Source organism: Pseudomonas sp. zfem001, assembly GCF_032621725.1.
Classification (GTDB): Bacteria; Pseudomonadota; Gammaproteobacteria; order Pseudomonadales; family Pseudomonadaceae; genus Aquipseudomonas; species Aquipseudomonas sediminis.
In genome coordinates this window covers 318,474-334,647 of sequence record NZ_JAVYJI010000003.1, presented here as the reverse complement: position 1 = coordinate 334,647, position 16,174 = coordinate 318,474, and the positions used below count along the sequence as shown (strand labels likewise).

17 protein-coding genes are annotated in these 16,174 nt (G+C 63.7%); 6 read left to right on the top strand and 11 right to left on the bottom strand.

From position 1 onward, the window contains the following. Positions 1-45: 45 nt before the first annotated feature. From RTH74_RS13680 to RTH74_RS13655, 6 genes are all read right to left on the bottom strand, one after another. Positions 46-297, bottom strand: coding sequence for a YfhL family 4Fe-4S dicluster ferredoxin (locus RTH74_RS13680; RefSeq protein ID WP_004373873.1), 252 nt, complete (start codon positions 295-297; stop codon positions 46-48). 246 nt (positions 298-543) lie between these two features. Further along, entirely contained in the window at positions 544-1,026 is a 483-nt protein-coding gene (coaD, locus tag RTH74_RS13675; RefSeq protein WP_099525961.1) for a pantetheine-phosphate adenylyltransferase, read from the bottom strand. 77 nt (positions 1,027-1,103) lie between these two features. After that, entirely contained in the window at positions 1,104-1,475 is a 372-nt protein-coding gene (locus tag RTH74_RS13670; protein WP_179543754.1) for a phosphopantetheine adenylyltransferase, read from the bottom strand. A 1-nt stretch (position 1,476) separates the two neighbouring features. Next, positions 1,477-3,069, bottom strand: coding sequence for a GMC family oxidoreductase (locus tag RTH74_RS13665; RefSeq protein WP_316915010.1), 1,593 nt, complete (start codon positions 3,067-3,069; stop codon positions 1,477-1,479). A gap of 234 nt (positions 3,070-3,303) precedes the next feature. Continuing rightward, a complete protein-coding gene (locus RTH74_RS13660; RefSeq protein ID WP_316915009.1) occupies positions 3,304-3,849 on the bottom strand; it encodes a twin-arginine translocation pathway signal protein in 546 nt (181 codons plus the stop codon). A 42-nt stretch (positions 3,850-3,891) separates the two neighbouring features. Next, positions 3,892-5,322: a coniferyl aldehyde dehydrogenase gene (locus RTH74_RS13655; protein ID WP_316915008.1), complete on the bottom strand. Its 1,431-nt coding sequence runs from the start codon at positions 5,320-5,322 to the stop codon at positions 3,892-3,894. 446 nt (positions 5,323-5,768) lie between these two features. Here RTH74_RS13655 and RTH74_RS13650 point away from each other — a divergent pair, with 446 nt between their 5' ends. After that, the gene (locus tag RTH74_RS13650; RefSeq protein WP_099525956.1) at positions 5,769-6,428 is read left to right on the top strand and encodes a TetR/AcrR family transcriptional regulator; all 660 of its coding nucleotides are present in this window, start codon (positions 5,769-5,771) and stop codon (positions 6,426-6,428) included. 207 nt (positions 6,429-6,635) lie between these two features. Here the strand turns inward: RTH74_RS13650 and RTH74_RS13645 are convergent, their stop codons facing one another. The 5 genes from RTH74_RS13645 to RTH74_RS13625 form a co-directional block, all read right to left on the bottom strand. Next, a complete protein-coding gene (locus RTH74_RS13645) occupies positions 6,636-7,619 on the bottom strand; it encodes a hydrolase (protein ID WP_316915007.1) in 984 nt (327 codons plus the stop codon). Between the two features lie 87 nt (positions 7,620-7,706). Next, entirely contained in the window at positions 7,707-7,925 is a 219-nt protein-coding gene (locus RTH74_RS13640; protein WP_099525954.1) for a hypothetical protein, read from the bottom strand. Then, the gene (gene rsmD / locus RTH74_RS13635; protein ID WP_279922316.1) at positions 7,922-8,524 is read right to left on the bottom strand and encodes a 16S rRNA (guanine(966)-N(2))-methyltransferase RsmD; all 603 of its coding nucleotides are present in this window, start codon (positions 8,522-8,524) and stop codon (positions 7,922-7,924) included. Before rsmD ends, RTH74_RS13640 begins: the two co-directional genes overlap by 4 nt. Next, on the bottom strand, positions 8,524-9,984 hold the full coding sequence (locus tag RTH74_RS13630) for a pitrilysin family protein (RefSeq protein ID WP_316915006.1): 1,461 nt from the start codon (positions 9,982-9,984) through the stop codon (positions 8,524-8,526). The genes rsmD and RTH74_RS13630 overlap by 1 nt, the downstream gene beginning before the upstream one ends. Continuing rightward, the gene (locus RTH74_RS13625; protein WP_143505166.1) at positions 9,974-11,347 is read right to left on the bottom strand and encodes a M16 family metallopeptidase; all 1,374 of its coding nucleotides are present in this window, start codon (positions 11,345-11,347) and stop codon (positions 9,974-9,976) included. The genes RTH74_RS13630 and RTH74_RS13625 overlap by 11 nt, the downstream gene beginning before the upstream one ends. A 142-nt stretch (positions 11,348-11,489) precedes the next feature. Here RTH74_RS13625 and ftsY point away from each other — a divergent pair, with 142 nt between their 5' ends. From ftsY to RTH74_RS13600, 5 genes are all read left to right on the top strand, one after another. Continuing rightward, entirely contained in the window at positions 11,490-12,821 is a 1,332-nt protein-coding gene (gene ftsY / locus RTH74_RS13620; protein ID WP_316915005.1) for a signal recognition particle-docking protein FtsY, read from the top strand. Next, the gene (gene ftsE / locus RTH74_RS13615) at positions 12,818-13,486 is read left to right on the top strand and encodes a cell division ATP-binding protein FtsE (protein ID WP_099525949.1); all 669 of its coding nucleotides are present in this window, start codon (positions 12,818-12,820) and stop codon (positions 13,484-13,486) included. The genes ftsY and ftsE overlap by 4 nt, the downstream gene beginning before the upstream one ends. Continuing rightward, positions 13,486-14,502, top strand: a complete 1,017-nt coding sequence (ftsX, locus tag RTH74_RS13610; protein ID WP_099525948.1) for a permease-like cell division protein FtsX — start codon at positions 13,486-13,488, stop codon at positions 14,500-14,502. Before ftsE ends, ftsX begins: the two co-directional genes overlap by 1 nt. A 143-nt stretch (positions 14,503-14,645) precedes the next feature. After that, the gene (gene rpoH / locus RTH74_RS13605) at positions 14,646-15,500 is read left to right on the top strand and encodes an RNA polymerase sigma factor RpoH (protein ID WP_017675856.1); all 855 of its coding nucleotides are present in this window, start codon (positions 14,646-14,648) and stop codon (positions 15,498-15,500) included. A gap of 62 nt (positions 15,501-15,562) precedes the next feature. After that, positions 15,563-16,174, top strand: coding sequence for a hypothetical protein (locus RTH74_RS13600; RefSeq protein WP_316915004.1), 612 nt, complete (start codon positions 15,563-15,565; stop codon positions 16,172-16,174).

Here is a 16,174-nt window from a genome sequence, read left to right as displayed (position 1 = left end):
GAACGGCGCGGAGGAAGCGGGAGGCCTGGAGCCTCCCGGAGTGGATCAGGCCTTGCCGGTGATGATGCGGTATTTCTGCATCAGTTCATCCTTACTCTCGACGTTGTTCTCGTCGAGCGGGATGCAGTCCACCGGGCACACCTGCTGGCATTGCGGCTCGTCATAGTGGCCGACGCATTCGGTGCACAGGTTGGGGTCGATCACGTAGATCTCCTCACCCTGGGAAATGGCACCGTTAGGGCACTCGGGTTCGCAGACGTCGCAGTTGATGCAATCGTCGGTGATGATCAGGGACATGGGGCAACTCCTGTCGAGGCGCTGGCTTCGACACTTTACGGGCAACGATGCTGCGAATTGTGCCGGATTGGCGAGCCTTGTGCCATGAGCCTGGTCAGTCAGTCGCTTTGCCCCCTCTCTCGTTTACGGGAGGGGGAAGGGGGTGAGGGTAGTTAATCGTGGCGCCGCTTTTACCCTCTCCCGCCCTGCGGGCACCCTCTCCCATAAATGGGAGAGGGTCATCAGGCGGCCACGAGTGGCCGGCTTTTAATGCTTGCGGAAGCGCTCGTTCAGCGCGTCGGCCACGGCGGGGTGAACGAACTTGGTGATGTCACCACCCAGGGCGGCGATCTCGCGCACCAGGGTCGAGGAGATGAAGGAATACTTCTCCGACGGGGTGAGGAACAGGCTCTCGACGTCCGGCGCCAGTTGGCGGTTCATGTTGGCCAGCTGGAATTCGTACTCGAAGTCCGACACCGCACGCAGGCCACGCAGAAACACATTGGCGTTCTGTTCCTTGACGAAGTGCGCCAGCAGCGAGGAAAAACCCACCACTTCGACATTCGGCAGATGCTTGGTCACCTCACGGGCCAGCTCGACACGTTGTTCCAAGGGGAACAGCGGGTTCTTCTTGGGGCTGGCGGCGACAGCGATGATGACGTGATCGAACAGCCGCGCGGCCCGCTCGACCAGATCGCCATGGCCTTTGGTGATGGGGTCGAAGGTACCCGGGTACAACACTCGATTCATCGCTTCGTCCTGTTCGAGGCGGCAAGAGTCGCGGATGGTAGCGCAGCGTTTCCCTCGCGGCCAAGCGTGACGAAAGCTCAGTGGCTGCGCAGGTGCAGCAGCAGTGCCGGTATCAGGCAGGCGAGGGCGATCCAGTCGACGATTACCACGCGGCGCAAAGCCTCGTTGTAGACGGGCGCGCTCCACGCCAGCAGGAGGAATGCGAGCACGCTGATCAGTCCGCCGGTCAGGGCCGCGCTGCGTAGCGCCGGAACGAACGCCGCTGCCACCAGCAGGGCGCCGAGCAGGCCGAACAGCACCGCGCGGTGGCGCATCAGGATCTGCAGGTTGGGCTCGTCGAGAGCGATGCCATACAGCGCATTGAGGCGTTCACCGCCGAGCACGCCGACCGCTGGCAGCAGATGGATGACCCCGGCTACCAGCAGCAAAAAGGCGATCAGCTTGCTCATCTCAGGCCCTCAGCCGTTCGGCCAGCAAGGTGGCCAGTTTCGAGGTCAGCCCGTAGATCGACAGCTGCGGGTTGGCGCCGATGCTGGTGGGGAACAGCGATCCGTCGTGGATCGACAGGTTATCGAGCTGATGGTGGCGGCCCAGGCTGTCGACCACTGCCTGCTGCGGGTCTTCGCCCATTGCGCAACCGCCCATTACGTGGGCGCTGCCGAGGCGAGTGCGGTACAGCGCGAGATCGAGCTGTTCGATCAGCTCTTTGGCCTCCTTCCACGTCTTCACGTAGCCGGCATCGGCGTGCATCGGCATCACTGTCTTGGCCCCGGCCGCGAACTGGATTTCGGCCATGGTCAGGAAGGCGCGGCGTACGCCGTCCCAGGTGTATTCGGTCATCTGGTAGTCGAGCACCGGGCTTCCGTCACCGCGCAGTTCCACACGGCCTTCGGCGCAGTCGGGATGGAAACCGTCGCGCAGCAGGGCGAGCATCACGTTGGTATGCGGCAGTTGCTCCATGCGCAGGGCGTTCTCGCGGCCAAACTCGCCGAGCAAAGTGGCGGTCAGAGCCGGTTGCAGCGGTGGTACTTCCAGCTTGTAGGAGAGCCGCCCGCTGGTGCCGTCGTCCCATTGGAAGTGATCGGAGTAGAGCGACTGCGGCGCGCCGTAGAAGGGATTGATCACCTGCTCGAACTGCGCCGCGGAGAAGTTCACCAGGTGCAGGTAGGTGCGCCGGCCGACGCGCTTGTGCGGGTCGGGCACCTCGGAGCGCAGCAGGATGCCGGGGGTGTTGATGCCGCCGCCGGCCAGCACGTAATGCCGCGCCTTGACCCGGATGCGCTTGCCGGTGGGCGCTACGCAGCGCTCGTCCATGCCTAGGCAGTCGATACCGACCACCTTGTCGCCCTCGATCACCAGCTTGTCGGCGCGGGCCAGGTAGAGTAGCTCGCCGCCGGCATCCAGGGTCGCGGGGATGGTGGTGACCAGCATCGACTGCTTGGCGTTGGTCGGGCAGCCCATACCGCAGTAGCCGAGGTTCCAGCAGCCACGCACGTTGCGCGGGATCACTGCCCAGTGATAGCCGAGCTTGTCGCAGCCAGTGCGGATCACCTCGTTGTTGGCATTTGGCGGCACTACCCACGGCGCGACGCCCAGACGCTGCTCCATTTTCTCGAACCAGGGCGCCATGGACGCCACGTCATGGCCTTTCACACCATGTGCCTCGGCCCAGTGCGCCAGGGTTTGTGGCGGGGTGCGGAAGCTGCTGGTCCAGTTGATCAGCGTGGTGCCGCCGACTGCGCGGCCCTGCATGATGGTGATGGCGCCATCCTTGCTCATGCGGCCGATACCTTCCTGATAAAGGTTCGGATAGGCCTCGGCCTCCTGCATCTTGAAGTCGTCGCTGGTCTTCAGCGGGCCTTCCTCGATCAGCAGCACCTTGTAGCCGGCGGCGCTGAGAATCTCTGCCGTGGTGCCACCGCCGGCACCGCTACCGACGATGGCAACGTCGGCCTCCAGCGTCAGGTCGTTTTCCAGGCGCGAGCCGTCGTATGTCTTCCAGCCTTTGGCCAGGCCTTGTTTGAACAAATCGGGTACAGGCATTGTTTTTCCTCGGAGTCACTGAAACCTACTGCGCGATCCGATTGCGGCGTCAGGTTCTCGCCCGTGGCTCGGCGTACTTCAGTACAGCCTCGCCACGTGCTGCGAGCCTTCCTTGCACTCGAACCGCTCGTTACGGTTTCAGAGGCCTCATTCTGATAATCGCGGTTGGCTAAGTTCCAGTTGGTAGGGTGGGCTTAAGCGGATCGCCGGTCGGCCCACCCTACGAATCAGCCGTTATACGGTGGGTGGCCCCGGATAGCCGCAATGCGCCCAGGCTTCCTGGCGGCTGTACCAAGCCATCATCACCAACTGCAGCAGCGAGGCGTGGCCCATGCGCAGCAGGCTCAGGCTGCTGTTTTGCCAGCGCTTGAGGAAGTTGCGCACGTCATCGCCGCTGGCGTTTTCCCAACTGCCCCATACTCCGGTCAGCGGGCCGCGGGTGATGGGCAGTGCCAGCACGTCGAACAGCTGCACGGTGAGTTTCAGCATCTCCGGCGACAGGTGCGCCAGGCTGTTATCGAGGCTCTTCAGCGTGCCGTCGATGGCCTGTGGCATCTGCTCGGTGCTAACCGTGCCATCGAGCATCACCGGGATCAGCGCACGTAGAAACGGCAGGTCGCTGCTGCGCAGGACCAGGTAGCCGCTGGCCGGCGTGCTGGCCGAGCAGCCGCTTAGGGTGGCGGTCAGCCCCACAGTGCCGAGCAGCGCGCTGCCCAGCAGGCCGACCTTGAGCAGGCTACGCCGCGAGAGTTGCGGCGCGTCGAGGGTGGTGTCGTTCATTGTTGTTATCACCAGACGTAAAACGGGCGCTGCCCGCGTTGATCAGCGTACGAACAGCTTGTAGACCAGCTTCTGGATCGCCTTGCCATACGGCGGATAGATCAGCCGCGCGGCATTGAACCGCTGCTTGATGAACACGCCCTTGGCCTTGCTGAAAGTCAGGAAGCCTTCGTGGCCGTGGTAGTGGCCCATGCCCGACGGGCCGACGCCGCCGAACGGCATGTCGTCCTGCGCCACGTGCAGCAGGGTATCGTTGAGGCACACGCCGCCTGAGTGGGTTTCATGCAGCACGCGCTGCTGTTCGCGCTTGTCGTAGCCGAAGTAGTACAGCGCCAGTGGGCGTGGCCGGGCGTTGACGTAGGCGAAGGCGTCTTCGATGCGGTCATAGGGCACCACCGGCAGCAGCGGGCCGAAGATCTCGTCCTGCATCAGTTTCATGTCGTCGGTGACGTCCAGCACCAGGCTCTGCGGCAGGCGTCGGCCCTGGGCCTCGGGATATAGTGGGACGATGCGCGCGCCCTTGGTCTGGGCGTCCTGCAGATAGCCGTTGAGGCGTGCCAGCTGACGCTCGTTGATGATCGCGGTGTAGTCCGGGTTGTCCTTGAGCTGCGGGTAGAAGCGCTGCACCACCTCACGGTAGGCACTGACGAAGCCGTCGACACGATCACGCGGCACCAGCACGTAGTCCGGCGCCACGCAGGTCTGCCCGGCGTTTAGGGTCTTGCCGAAGGCGATACGCTCGGCGGCGTCCGCCAGCGGTACGTCGGCGGAGACGATGGCCGGCGACTTGCCGCCTAGCTCCAGGGTCACCGGGGTCAGGTTCTCCGCGGCGGCGCGCATAACATGCTTGCCGATGCTGGTGGCGCCGGTAAACAGCAGGTGGTCGAACGGCAGCTTGGAGAAGGCCATGCCGACTTCCGCTTCACCCAGGGCGACGCTGACCAGATCCTCGGGGAAAATGCGCGCCAGTAGATCCTTGACCAACTGCGAAGTGGCCGGGGTGGACTCGCTCATCTTGATCATTACCCGGTTGCCGGCAGCCAGTGCACCGGTCAGCGGGCCGATGGCGAGAAACAGCGGGTAGTTCCACGGCACGATGATGCCGACCACGCCCAGCGGCTGGTAGATCACCTTGGCCGAAGCAGGCATGAATTGCATGCCGACGCTGCGCCGCGAGGGTTTCATCCATTTCTTGATGCGTTTGCTCGCGTAATGGATGCCATGCAGGCTGGGCATCAGTTCGGCGAGCAGAGTCTCGTCGGCCGAACGGTTGCTGAAGTCCTCGGAGATCGCCGCCACCAAGGCGTCCTGCTGCTGGGTCAGCAGCTCGCTCAAGGACTTCAGCCACTGAATACGTTGTTCAGCCGACGGCATCGGATTGGCGGCAAAGGCAGAGCGTTGCTGGGCGAATGTGGCGTCCAGCTGGTTGATCTGCTGTTGACTGTGCTGCAGGTAGGCGATGTCGGCGACCATGGGTTTCTCCTCGACGTTCCAGCGGGCAGGCTGTTGAAAAACTATCTGCGTTGTCATCGCTGCGTTAAAAACAGGCTCGTGCGCGAGTCCGATCAAAATGCTCATTTACAGCTTGTAAAGTCGGTCGCGACCCCGGCCTTTTTTCGCCTGTTTTTGCCTTGCGCTGACTGCCTCGGCTCGGGCTTCCTGCTTCGCTCTAACTCCTGCATCCATGCAGTCGTCGCCGACGTTTTTAAACAGCCTGTTGGAGGCGGCTATAAGCCGCGATTAGGCTGCGCTAGATTTTTAGAGCAATTACTCTAATGTGTCAAATAGGATGCCGCGCCGCCGCCCTTACTGCACCCTAACCAAAGGCCTGGTGCGGCTTATGCGGTGCATCTGGGGGTAACACTTCGGCGGATTCGCCTGTACCTTTGCCACTTTTGAAGTCGAGATCGAGCTGCGTCATGGCGCCACCCAAGACCCGCGACCGCATCGTTGCCGAGAGCCTGGCCCTGTTCAACAGCCAGGGCGAGCGCAACGTCACCACCAATCACATTGCCGCGCACCTGGGCATGTCGCCGGGCAACCTGTATTACCACTTCCGTAACAAGCAGGTGATCATTGCCGAGCTGTTCGCCCAGTACGAAGCGCAGGTGGACAGCTTCCTGCGTCTACCCGAAGGTCGTGCCCTGACGGTGGAGGACAAGACTTTTTACCTGGAGGCGTTGCTGGCCGCGATGTGGCACTACCGCTTTCTGCACCGCGATCTGGAGCATCTGCTGGAGTCCGATGCTGAGCTGGCCGAGCGCTACCGTGCCTTCGCCCGCCGCTGCCTGGTGGGCGCGCAATCGATTTATCAGGGCTTCGTCGAGGCGGGCATCCTGCTGATGAGTCCGGCGCAGATCGAGGCATTGACGCTCAACAGCTGGATCATCATGACCTCCTGGGTGCGCTTTCTCTGCACCACAGGCGCCAACCCGGACAACCTCAGCCAGGACATGCTGCGCCGCGGTATCTATCAGGTGCTGGCGTTGGAAGGGGGCTACCTGGCACCTGCGGCGCGCGAAGCGGTCGAGGCGCTGTATGGCCGGCTGCATGTGCCGCTGGAGCAGGTGCTGGGGTGATTGATCTGGAATCGCTCTCACCTTCCTACGGAGTCCGGCTTCTGTGGGAGGGGCTTTAGCCGCGATCTTTTCGCCGCTGAAGCGCCTCCCACAATCTGCAGCGACTGCCGTGCTCGGTTGCAATGCAGAAAATTCTTTGTCGCATCTTCCCGGATTTCATCCGGGATACGGCTCTTGCCGTCCGGGTAGGAGCGGCTTCAGCCGCGATTAGCCGAGGTCAGCCAACCACTGTGGAATACGCCGCTCCAGGTAATACACCGGTTTGCGCGGGCTGCCCTCTACGAAGCCAACATGGCCGCCCTTGGCATGCAGCTCGAACTCGGTGCCTGGGGCCAGCTCGCTGGCCTCGGGCAGGCTATGGCGGAAGATGAAGGGGTCATCCTCGGCCTGGATAATCAGCGTGCGCGTACGGATTTCACCCAGGTAGAAACGGCTGGAGGCGCGGCGGTAGTAGTCGTGGGCATCGGCGAACCCGTGCAGCGGCGCGGTAATGCGGCCGTCGAAGTCCCAGAAGGTGCGCATGCCATCCAGCGGGCCGAGGCGCTCCAGCACCGACAGGCGTTCGCCCTGGCCGCTCTCAACGAACAGGCGTTGCTTGTTGTTCACGTAGGCGACCATCTCGCGCATGAAGTGCGCCTGGTACACCCGCGAGAAACCCAGGCCGATGCGGTCGGCGCACTGATCCAGACGAAACGGCACCGAGACCGCCACCGCGCCCTGCAGCTGGCTCTGCTCGCCGCTCTCACCCAGGTACTTGAGCAGCACGTTGCCGCCGAGCGAATAGCCGACGGCGTACAAGGGTGCCATTGGTCGTTGCGTGCGCAGATGCGCCACGGCCGAGGCCAGATCTTCGCTGGCGCCGGAGTGGTAGCCACGCGGCAGCAGATTGGGTTCGCCGGAGCAGCCACGCCAGTTCAGCGCGGCACTGGCCCAACCACGCGCGGCCAGCGCCTGCTGCAGGCCGAGCACGTAGAGCGAATTGGAACTGCCGGTCAGGCCATGCAGCACCAGCACCAGTGGCGCATGGGCGTCATGCGGGCCGTACCAGTCGAGGTCGAGGAAGTCGCCATCGTCCAGCCACAGCCGTTCGCGCTGCCGTTCCAGTTGCGGCGGTTTGCGACAGAAGGGGTTCCACAGCGTCTGCAGATGCGGGCCGGGGAGCCACCAGGCGGGTTGGAACGTTGCGGGCATAGACCTATCTGCGCGTCAGGAAACGTTGGTCAGGCCAACTCATTGGGATTGTGCTCGTCGCCACAGGCTCGCCGCAATGCCGGCATCTTAGCGGCGCCGTTTGCGCATCATCCGCCAGGCACACCAGATCAATACCAGCAGTGCGACGATGCGCTGGCTGGTAAGCCCGATGGTGATACCGGCATTGGGATTGTGTGGTATCGCGCGTTGCAGGTTGAGCGCAATTTCCTGCTGGCTGAGCAACACCGGCAGTGCCAGCATGATGAGCAGCAGGTAGGGCAGGTGGGTGTAGATGAAGTCCTTCATCCACGCTGCCACAGCGCGTAATGCACCTGACCGGTGTGCTTCTCGCGATGCAGGCGCCAGTTGCCGGGCAGGCCCAGCGTCGAGGGCGCGGTTTCGCTTTCGGTGTAGATCCAGGCGTCGTCGGCCAGCCAGTTCTGAGCTTCCAGCAGGTTGCAGGTGTCCTGCAGTAGATCCTTGTGGAACGGCGGGTCGAGCAGGACGATATCGAAGCGCTGCGGCGCCGGACGAGCCAGCAGTTGCAGGGCGTCGCCCAGCTGAATCTCGCCAGTGCTGCATTGCAGCGTCGTCAGGTGCCCGCGCAGTGCGCTCACCGAAGCCGGGTTGAGGTCGCAAGCCAGACCACTGGCCGCCCCGCGCGACAGGGCTTCTAGCAGCAGCGCGCCACTGCCGGCGAAGGGGTCGAGCACGTGGGCGCCCTCGACATAAGGCGCGAGCCAGTTGAACAGCGTCTCGCGTACCCGGTCCGGAGTTGGACGCAGGCCGGGGCCGTCAGGGAAGGCGAAGCGCCGCGAACGCCATTCGCCGCCGATGATACGCAGTTGGCCCTGCCCGCCGTGGGCTTTGCCCGCGGCGGGTTTCTGCGGTGTGCGACCACGCATCAGTGCGGCACCGTGCTGGGCTGCTCGGTCGGCCGTTCGGTGGGCGGCGGCAGGTCCTTCTGCGCTACCGTCGGGCCGGCGGTAACCACCACCAGTGCCTCGGGGTCGAGGTGCTTGGCCATCGCAGCCTTGACCTGCTCGGTGGTCAGGTTTTGCACGTCACGCATGAAGTCGTCCAGGTAGCTCAGCGGCAGGTCGTAGAAACCCATCGAGGCCAGTTGGCCGACGATGGCGGCATTGCTCGCGGTGGACAGTGGGAAGCTGCCGGCCAGTTCGCGCTTGGCATCATCCAGCTCTTGCTGGGTCGGACCATCACGCAGATAGTCGCCTAGCAGTTGCTTGACCAGCGCCAGGGTGCCTTCGCTGAGTTCGGCGCGGGTCTGCAGGTTGATCATGAATGGGCCACGCGCCTGCATGGCACTGAAGCCGGAGTAGACGCCGTAGGTCAGGCCGCGTTTCTCGCGCACTTCACTCATCAACCGCGTGCCGAAACCGCCGCCGCCGAAGATCTGGTTGCCCAGATACAGCGCCGCGTAGTCTGGATCACGGCGGTCGATGCCGAGCTGGGCGATCAGCAGATGGGTCTGGTTGGACGGATACTCGATATGGCTGGCGCTCGCCTTGGGCGTTTGCGGCTGGGCAATCTTCGCCAGTGCCGGGCCTTTCGGCAGGGCTGCGGAAACGCGGTTGGCGATGGCCTCGGCCTCGGCGCGCGACAGGTCGCCGACCAGCGCGATCACGGCATTGCCGGCGCTGTAGGCGCGGGCATGGAAAGCCTGCAACTGCTGGCGAGTGATGGCCGGGATCGATTGCGCGGTGCCGTCGCTCGGGTGAGCGTACGGGTGCTTACCGTACAGGCGCTCGAACAGCTCGAGGCTGGCCAGCTTGCCCGGGTTCTGCTTCTGGAACTCGAAGCCGGCGAGCAGCTGGTTCTTGATCCGTGCCAGCGAGTCGGCCGGGAAGGTGGGCTTGCCCAGCACCTCGGCGAACAGCGCCAGAGCCGGCTCGCGCTGCTCCTGGGCGCTCAGGCTGCGCAGGCTGGCCACCGCCATATCGCGATAAGCGCCGTTGCCGAACTCGGCGCCGAGGCCTTCGAAACCGGCGGCGATGGCACCGACGTCCTTGCCAGGCACGCCCTCGTTGAGCATGGCGTTGGTCAAGGTGGCAAGGCCTGGCACGCCGTCGTCCTGGCTGCTGCCGGCAGCGAAGGTCAAGCGCAGGTCGAACATCGGCAGCTCATGGGCTTCGACGAACAACACTTTGGCACCCTGCGCGGTGTTCCAGGTCTGGATATCCAGGGTGCGGCGGGTCGGTGCCTTGCCGTCGAGCGCGGCCAGCGACTGCAGCTTGGCGGCATCGCCCGTCAGGGCCTTGTCAGAGAGGTTGGCGCAGGCGCCCAGTAGCAGTGCGCTGGACAGTACCAGGCCGAGCAGGCCCAGGCGGCGGTGCTCAGTCTTCATGGCGGGACTCCTCATGACGGGATGCTTCAGGCAGAACGTGGGCGACGCTCAGGCGGTCGCGGACGAAGAAGGTGCGGGCAGCCTGCTGGATATCGGCTGGGGTGACGGCCTGCAGTTCGTTCAGTTCCTGGTCGATCAGTTGCCAGGACAGACCAACGGTTTCCAGTTGGCCGATGCTGGTGGCCTGGCTGGTGATCGAGTCGCGCTCATAGACCAGGCCTGCGATGACCTGGGCGCGTACGCGGGCCAGTTCGGCAGCGGACGGCGGGGCTTTCTTAAGCTCTTCCAGTTCGCGCCACAGGCCAGCTTCGGCCTGCTCCAGGGTCTTGCCCTTCTGCACGTTGGGCGTGGCCGAGAGGATGAACAGGCTGTCGCCGCGGGTGAAAGCGTTGTACCAAGCGCTGGCGCCGGAAACGAGCTCCTCGCCACGCTCCAGGCGAGTCGACAGACGCGCGCTGTAGCCGCCATCGAGCAAGGCAGCGGCCAGGCGCAAGGCGTAGACCTGGCGTGGCGTTTCGGCGGTGGCCAGACCTGGCACGTTGAAGCCCATGATTAGGTTCGGCAGTTGGGTTTTGAGATACAGCGTGGTACGGCGTTCGCCCGGCGCGGCCAGCTCCAGCGGCAGCTTGGCGGTCGGCACTTCACCGCGCGCAATGCCGCCGAAGTAGCGCTGAACCTGGGTTTTCACCTCATCCACGCTGACGTCACCGACCACCACCAAGGTGGCGTTGTTCGGCGCGTACCACTTCTGGTGCCAGGCGCGCAGTTCGTCGATGTGCATGCGATCGAGGTCGGCCATCCAGCCGATGGTCGGGATGCTGTAGCCACTGGCTGGATAAGCCATGGCCTTGAAGCGTTCGTAGGCCAGCGAGGACGGGCGGTCGTCAGTGCGCAGGCGACGCTCCTCCTTGATTACCTCGATTTCCTTGCTGAACTCGTCGGCCGGCAGCGTCAGGCTGGCCAGGCGATCGGCTTCCAGCTCCAGGGCCACGCCCAGGCGGTCACTGGCCAGCACCTGGTAGTAGGCGGTGTAGTCATCGCTGGTAAAGGCATTCTCCTCGGCGCCCAGTTCACGCAGGATGCGCGATGCTTCGCCGGGACCGAACTTGCCGCTGCCCTTGAACATCATGTGTTCCAGTGCGTGGGACAGTCCGGTGGAACCGGGCGTTTCGTAGCTGGAGCCGACCTTGTACCAGATCTGCGAAACCACTACGGGGGCGCGATGATCCTCGCGGACGATGACTTTGAGGCCATTGTCCAGTTTGAATTCGTGGGTGGGTTGAGCGGGAGAAGCGAAGGCCGCGAGTGGCACGCAGAGTGCGCCAAACAGCAGGCCGAGGGAACGGCGGGCAATGGCATTCATCGAAAGTCAGACCTGTCGGATAGCCTGGGCGGTCGTACCGCCGACGGGCGAAGAGGTGCTAGGATACCCCATCCTTTTCCGGGGCGGCGCGGCAAGGCTTTGCAGCCTGTTAGCGTCCGCTCCCCTGAGATGCAAGCGACCCATGTTTGGTTCCAATGACGACAAGAAGTCGCCGGCCGAGGCTGGCGCGCAGACCCCGCCTGTGACCGAAGAAAAGAAATCCCTGTTCAGTTGGTGGCGTAAGAAGCCCGCAGAGAACGCAGCCGAGCCGACTCAGTCCGCGCCCGTCGAGCAATCTGAGTCTGCTCAACCACCTGCCGAGCCGTCGACGCCTGAGAGCGCGCCCGAAGCCTTGCCGGCACTCGAGCCCGAAGTGGCTGAGGTCGCGCCTGCTCCAGCGCCACAGGCTGAACCGCTGGTTGCCGAACCCTCGGTCGCCCCGCCTGTTGCCGTTGAGCCGCCGCCCGTGCCTCAGCCTGTTGCCGAAGCCTTGCCCGAGGTTGTTGCGCCAGCTCCCGTCGCTGTGCCAGCCACTCAGGAAAAGCCGAGTTTCTTCGCTCGCCTCAAACAAGGCCTGTCCAAGACCAGCGCCAGCCTGGGCGAGGGCATGGCCAGCCTGTTTCTCGGCAAGAAGGCCATCGACGATGACCTGCTCGATGATCTGGAAACCCGCCTGCTGACTGCCGACGTCGGCGTCGAGGCGACCACCGCGATCATCGGCAACCTGACCAAACGCGTGGCGCGCAAGGAGCTGGCCGACAGCGGTGCGCTGTACAAGGCGCTGCAGGAAGAGCTGGTGACCCTGCTCAAGCCGGTCGAGCAGTCGCTGGTCATCGACACTGCCAAACAGCCTTACGTGATTCTCGTCGTGGGCGTGAACGGTGTGGGCAAGACCACCACCATCGGCAAGCTGGCCAAGAAGCTGCAGCTCGAAGGCAAGAAGGTCATGCTCGCTGCGGGCGATACCTTCCGCGCCGCTGCGGTGGAGCAGTTGCAGGTCTGGGGTGAGCGCAACAACATCGCGGTGATCGCCCAGCACACCGGCGCTGACTCGGCTTCGGTGATCTTCGATGCGGTGCAGGCGGCCAAGTCGCGCGGCATCGACGTGCTGATCGCTGACACCGCCGGGCGCCTGCACACCAAAGACAACCTGATGGAAGAGCTGAAGAAGGTGCGTCGGGTGATCGGTAAGCTGGATGACACCGCACCGCACGAAGTGCTGCTGGTGCTCGACGCCGGCACCGGCCAGAACGCCATCAACCAGGCCAAGCAATTCAACCAGACCGTGAACCTCACCGGCCTGGCGCTGACCAAACTCGACGGCACCGCCAAGGGCGGCGTCATCTTCGCCCTGGCCAAGCAGTTTGGCCTGCCGATTCGTTACATCGGCGTGGGCGAAGGCATCGATGACCTGCGGCCGTTCGAGGCGCAGGCTTTCGTTCAGGCACTCTTCGAGGAGCGCGAGCGGGCATGATCCGATTCGAGCAGGTCGCCAAGCGTTATCCCAATGGCCATGTCGGGCTGCACGAGCTGAGTTTCCGCGTTCGCCCCGGCGAATTCCTCTTCGTCACCGGTCACTCCGGTGCCGGCAAGAGCACGCTGCTGCGCCTGCTGCTGGCGATGGAGCGGCCCACCAGCGGCAAGCTGCTGCTGGCCGGGCAGGATCTGTCGACCATCACCAACGCGCAGATTCCCTTCCTGCGCCGGCAGATCGGCGTGGTGTTTCAGAATCACCAACTGCTGTTCGATCGCACTGTCTACGACAACGTCGCGCTGCCGCTGCAGATTCTCGGTCTGTCCAAGCCAGAGATCGCCAAGCGCGTCGGCGCGGCGCTGGAGCGCGTCAGCCTCAGCGACAAGGCCGCGCAGGCGCCGGGGGATCTGTCCACCGGTCAGCAACAGCGTGTCGGCATCGCTCGCGCCATCGTCCACCGGCCAGCTCTGCTACTGGCGGACGAGCCCACCGGTAACCTCGACCCGCGCCTGGCTGCCGAGATCATGGGCGTGTTCGAAGACATCAACCAGTTGGGCACCACGGTACTGATCGCCAGTCACGACCTTGCACTGATCGCGCGTATGCGCCAGCGCATGCTCACCCTGCAACGCGGTCGCCTGATCGGTGACGGGGAGGCTGCCTGATGAGCGCATCGAAGATGCCCACGCCGCAGCCGGCCGAACGCGTCGGCGCGGCGCCGCGCAACAAGGTGGTCGATGGCCCGGCGGATGAGCCGGATTTTCGCACCCTGCTCAATGCCTGGCTGGAAAGCCACCGCGCCAGCCTGGTCGACAGTCTGCGCCGCCTGGCGCGCCAGCCCATCGGCAGCTTCTTCACCTGCCTGGTGATGGCTGTGGCGCTGAGCCTGCCCATGGGGCTGTCGCTGCTGCTGGACAACGTCGAGAAGCTCGGCGGCTCCTGGCAGCGTGCGGCGCAGATTTCCCTGTTCCTCGATATGTCCGCCGGTGAGCGCGACGGCCAGGCGCTGCGCGAGCAGATCGCGGCGATGGATGACGTCTCCGACGCCGAATGGATCAGCCGCGAGCAGGCGCTGGAAGAGTTCCAGCAGCTATCCGGCTTGGGCCAGGCGTTGAAAGAGTTGCCGGAGAATCCTCTGCCAGGCGTGGTCCTGGTCACGCCGAAGGAAGTCGACAAGGCCAAGCTCGAAGCCCTGCGCCAGCGCCTTGCGGAGCTGCCCAAGGTAGAGCAGGCGCAGCTCGATCTGGTCTGGGTCGAGCGCTTGACCGCGATCCTCAAGCTGGGTGATCGCTTCGTCTTCGGCCTCAGCCTGTTGTTGATCCTGGCGCTGCTGCTGGTGATCGGCAATACCATCCGGCTGCACATCGAAAACCGCCGTGCCGAGATCGAAGTAATCAAGCTGGTAGGTGGAACCGATGGCTACGTGCGACGTCCCTTCCTTTATATGGGCGCGTTGTATGGTTTTGGCGCCGGTATCTTTGCCTGGCTGCTGCTGGCCTTCGGGCTGGATTGGCTGAACGATGCTGTAGTACGTTTGGCCGGCTTGTACGGTAGCGATTTCGCGTTAGGTGGCGTACCTTCTTCCGACGGTTTTTCGCTGCTGCTCGGCGCCGTGCTGTTGGGCTATATTGGCGCCTGGCTGGCAGTGGCGCGTCATCTGAACGAACTTGCACCCCGTTAGGGCGCTGTTCGGCAAGGCTGAACGCAAGCTGACAACTTATTGTTTTGGTTGATATTGACTATCTGGGCAGGAACTTATCCACAGGCTCTGCATCAGATAGCGCAGTGCTACACTGCACGAGTTTCGTGAATCGGAGGATTCGAATGTCCACTTCCTTGCAACCTGTTCATGCTCTGGTTCCAGGCGCCAACCTGGAAGCATACGTGCATGCCGTCAACAGCATCCCGCTGCTGACACCCGAGCAGGAGCGTGAACTGGCCGAAAATCTCTTTTACCAGCAGGATCTCGAGGCCGCCCGCCAGATGGTGTTGGCCCACCTGCGCTTCGTGGTGCATATCGCGCGCAGCTACTCCGGTTATGGTCTGGCTCAGGCCGACCTGATCCAGGAAGGCAACGTCGGCCTGATGAAGGCGGTCAAGCGCTTCAACCCGGAAATGGGTGTGCGCCTGGTGTCCTTCGCCGTGCACTGGATTCGCGCGGAAATCCACGAGTTCATTCTGAAGAACTGGCGCATCGTCAAAGTGGCCACCACCAAGGCCCAGCGCAAACTGTTCTTCAACCTGCGCAGCCAGAAGAAGCGTCTGGCCTGGCTGAACAACGATGAAGTGACTGCCGTGGCCGCCAGCCTGGGCGTCGAGCCGCACGAAGTGCGTGAGATGGAAAGTCGCCTGACCGGCCAGGACATGGCCTTCGACCCGGCAGCTGATGCCGACGACGACAGCGCCTTCCAGTCGCCCGCGCATTATCTGGAAGACCATCGTTACGACCCGGCTCGTCAGCTCGAGGATGCCGATTGGAGCGACAGTTCCAGCAGCAACCTGCACGAAGCGCTGGAAAGCCTCGACGAGCGCAGCCGCGACATCCTCTACCAACGCTGGCTGGCCGAGGAAAAGGCGACGCTGCACGACCTGGCTGCCAAGTACAACGTGTCGGCCGAGCGTATTCGGCAGCTCGAGAAGAACGCGATGAACAAGCTCAAGGGCTGTATCGCCGCCTGAGTCTGCCGTTACCCCGAAAAGCCGCACCCAGGTGCGGCTTTTTTCTGTCTGGAGCAATTGCCTTGAACAAAGCCTCACTGAAAGTGCAGCACTGGCTGATATTTGCGCTCGTCGCCGTGCTTTTCTTCGCCTGGGGCGCCTGGCTGATGCGCAGTACCAAGGTTGAGCCGGTGGCCAATCTGCAGCAGTGGCGCGATGCACTGTTGCAGCCGCTGGCCGAAGACGAATTGACGCTGCGTGATGTGCAGGCGTCAGCGCCGGGCGAGCTATGGCTGGAGCCGCGCCTCGACGGCGCACGGCTTGTCTATCGTGCGCCACTCGAAGGGGAGGAGGGCGAGTGGTCGCTCGAGGCCGAGCTGAGGTTAAGCCGGGAGCAGCGCGACAGTCTGATGACGGCGCAAGGCCTCAAGGCCGGTGATAGCGAGCAGGCCCTTGGCCAATCACTGGTCGATCAGATGGCCGGCTTTTCCATCGCCAGCCTCAATCTGAATGCCCCGCAAGCACTGGCCAGCGAGCGCCTGGCTGCCAGTCTCGGACAGCCGCGTCTGACCTTGGAGTTGGGCGACGGTCAGGCTTGGGTCTATCCGCAATGGGGCTTGACCGTGCACCTGCGCGGCGATGAGGTCGCGCTGCTGCATGCGGTACCGCGCCAGGCTTTTCGCGCGACTCGCTAG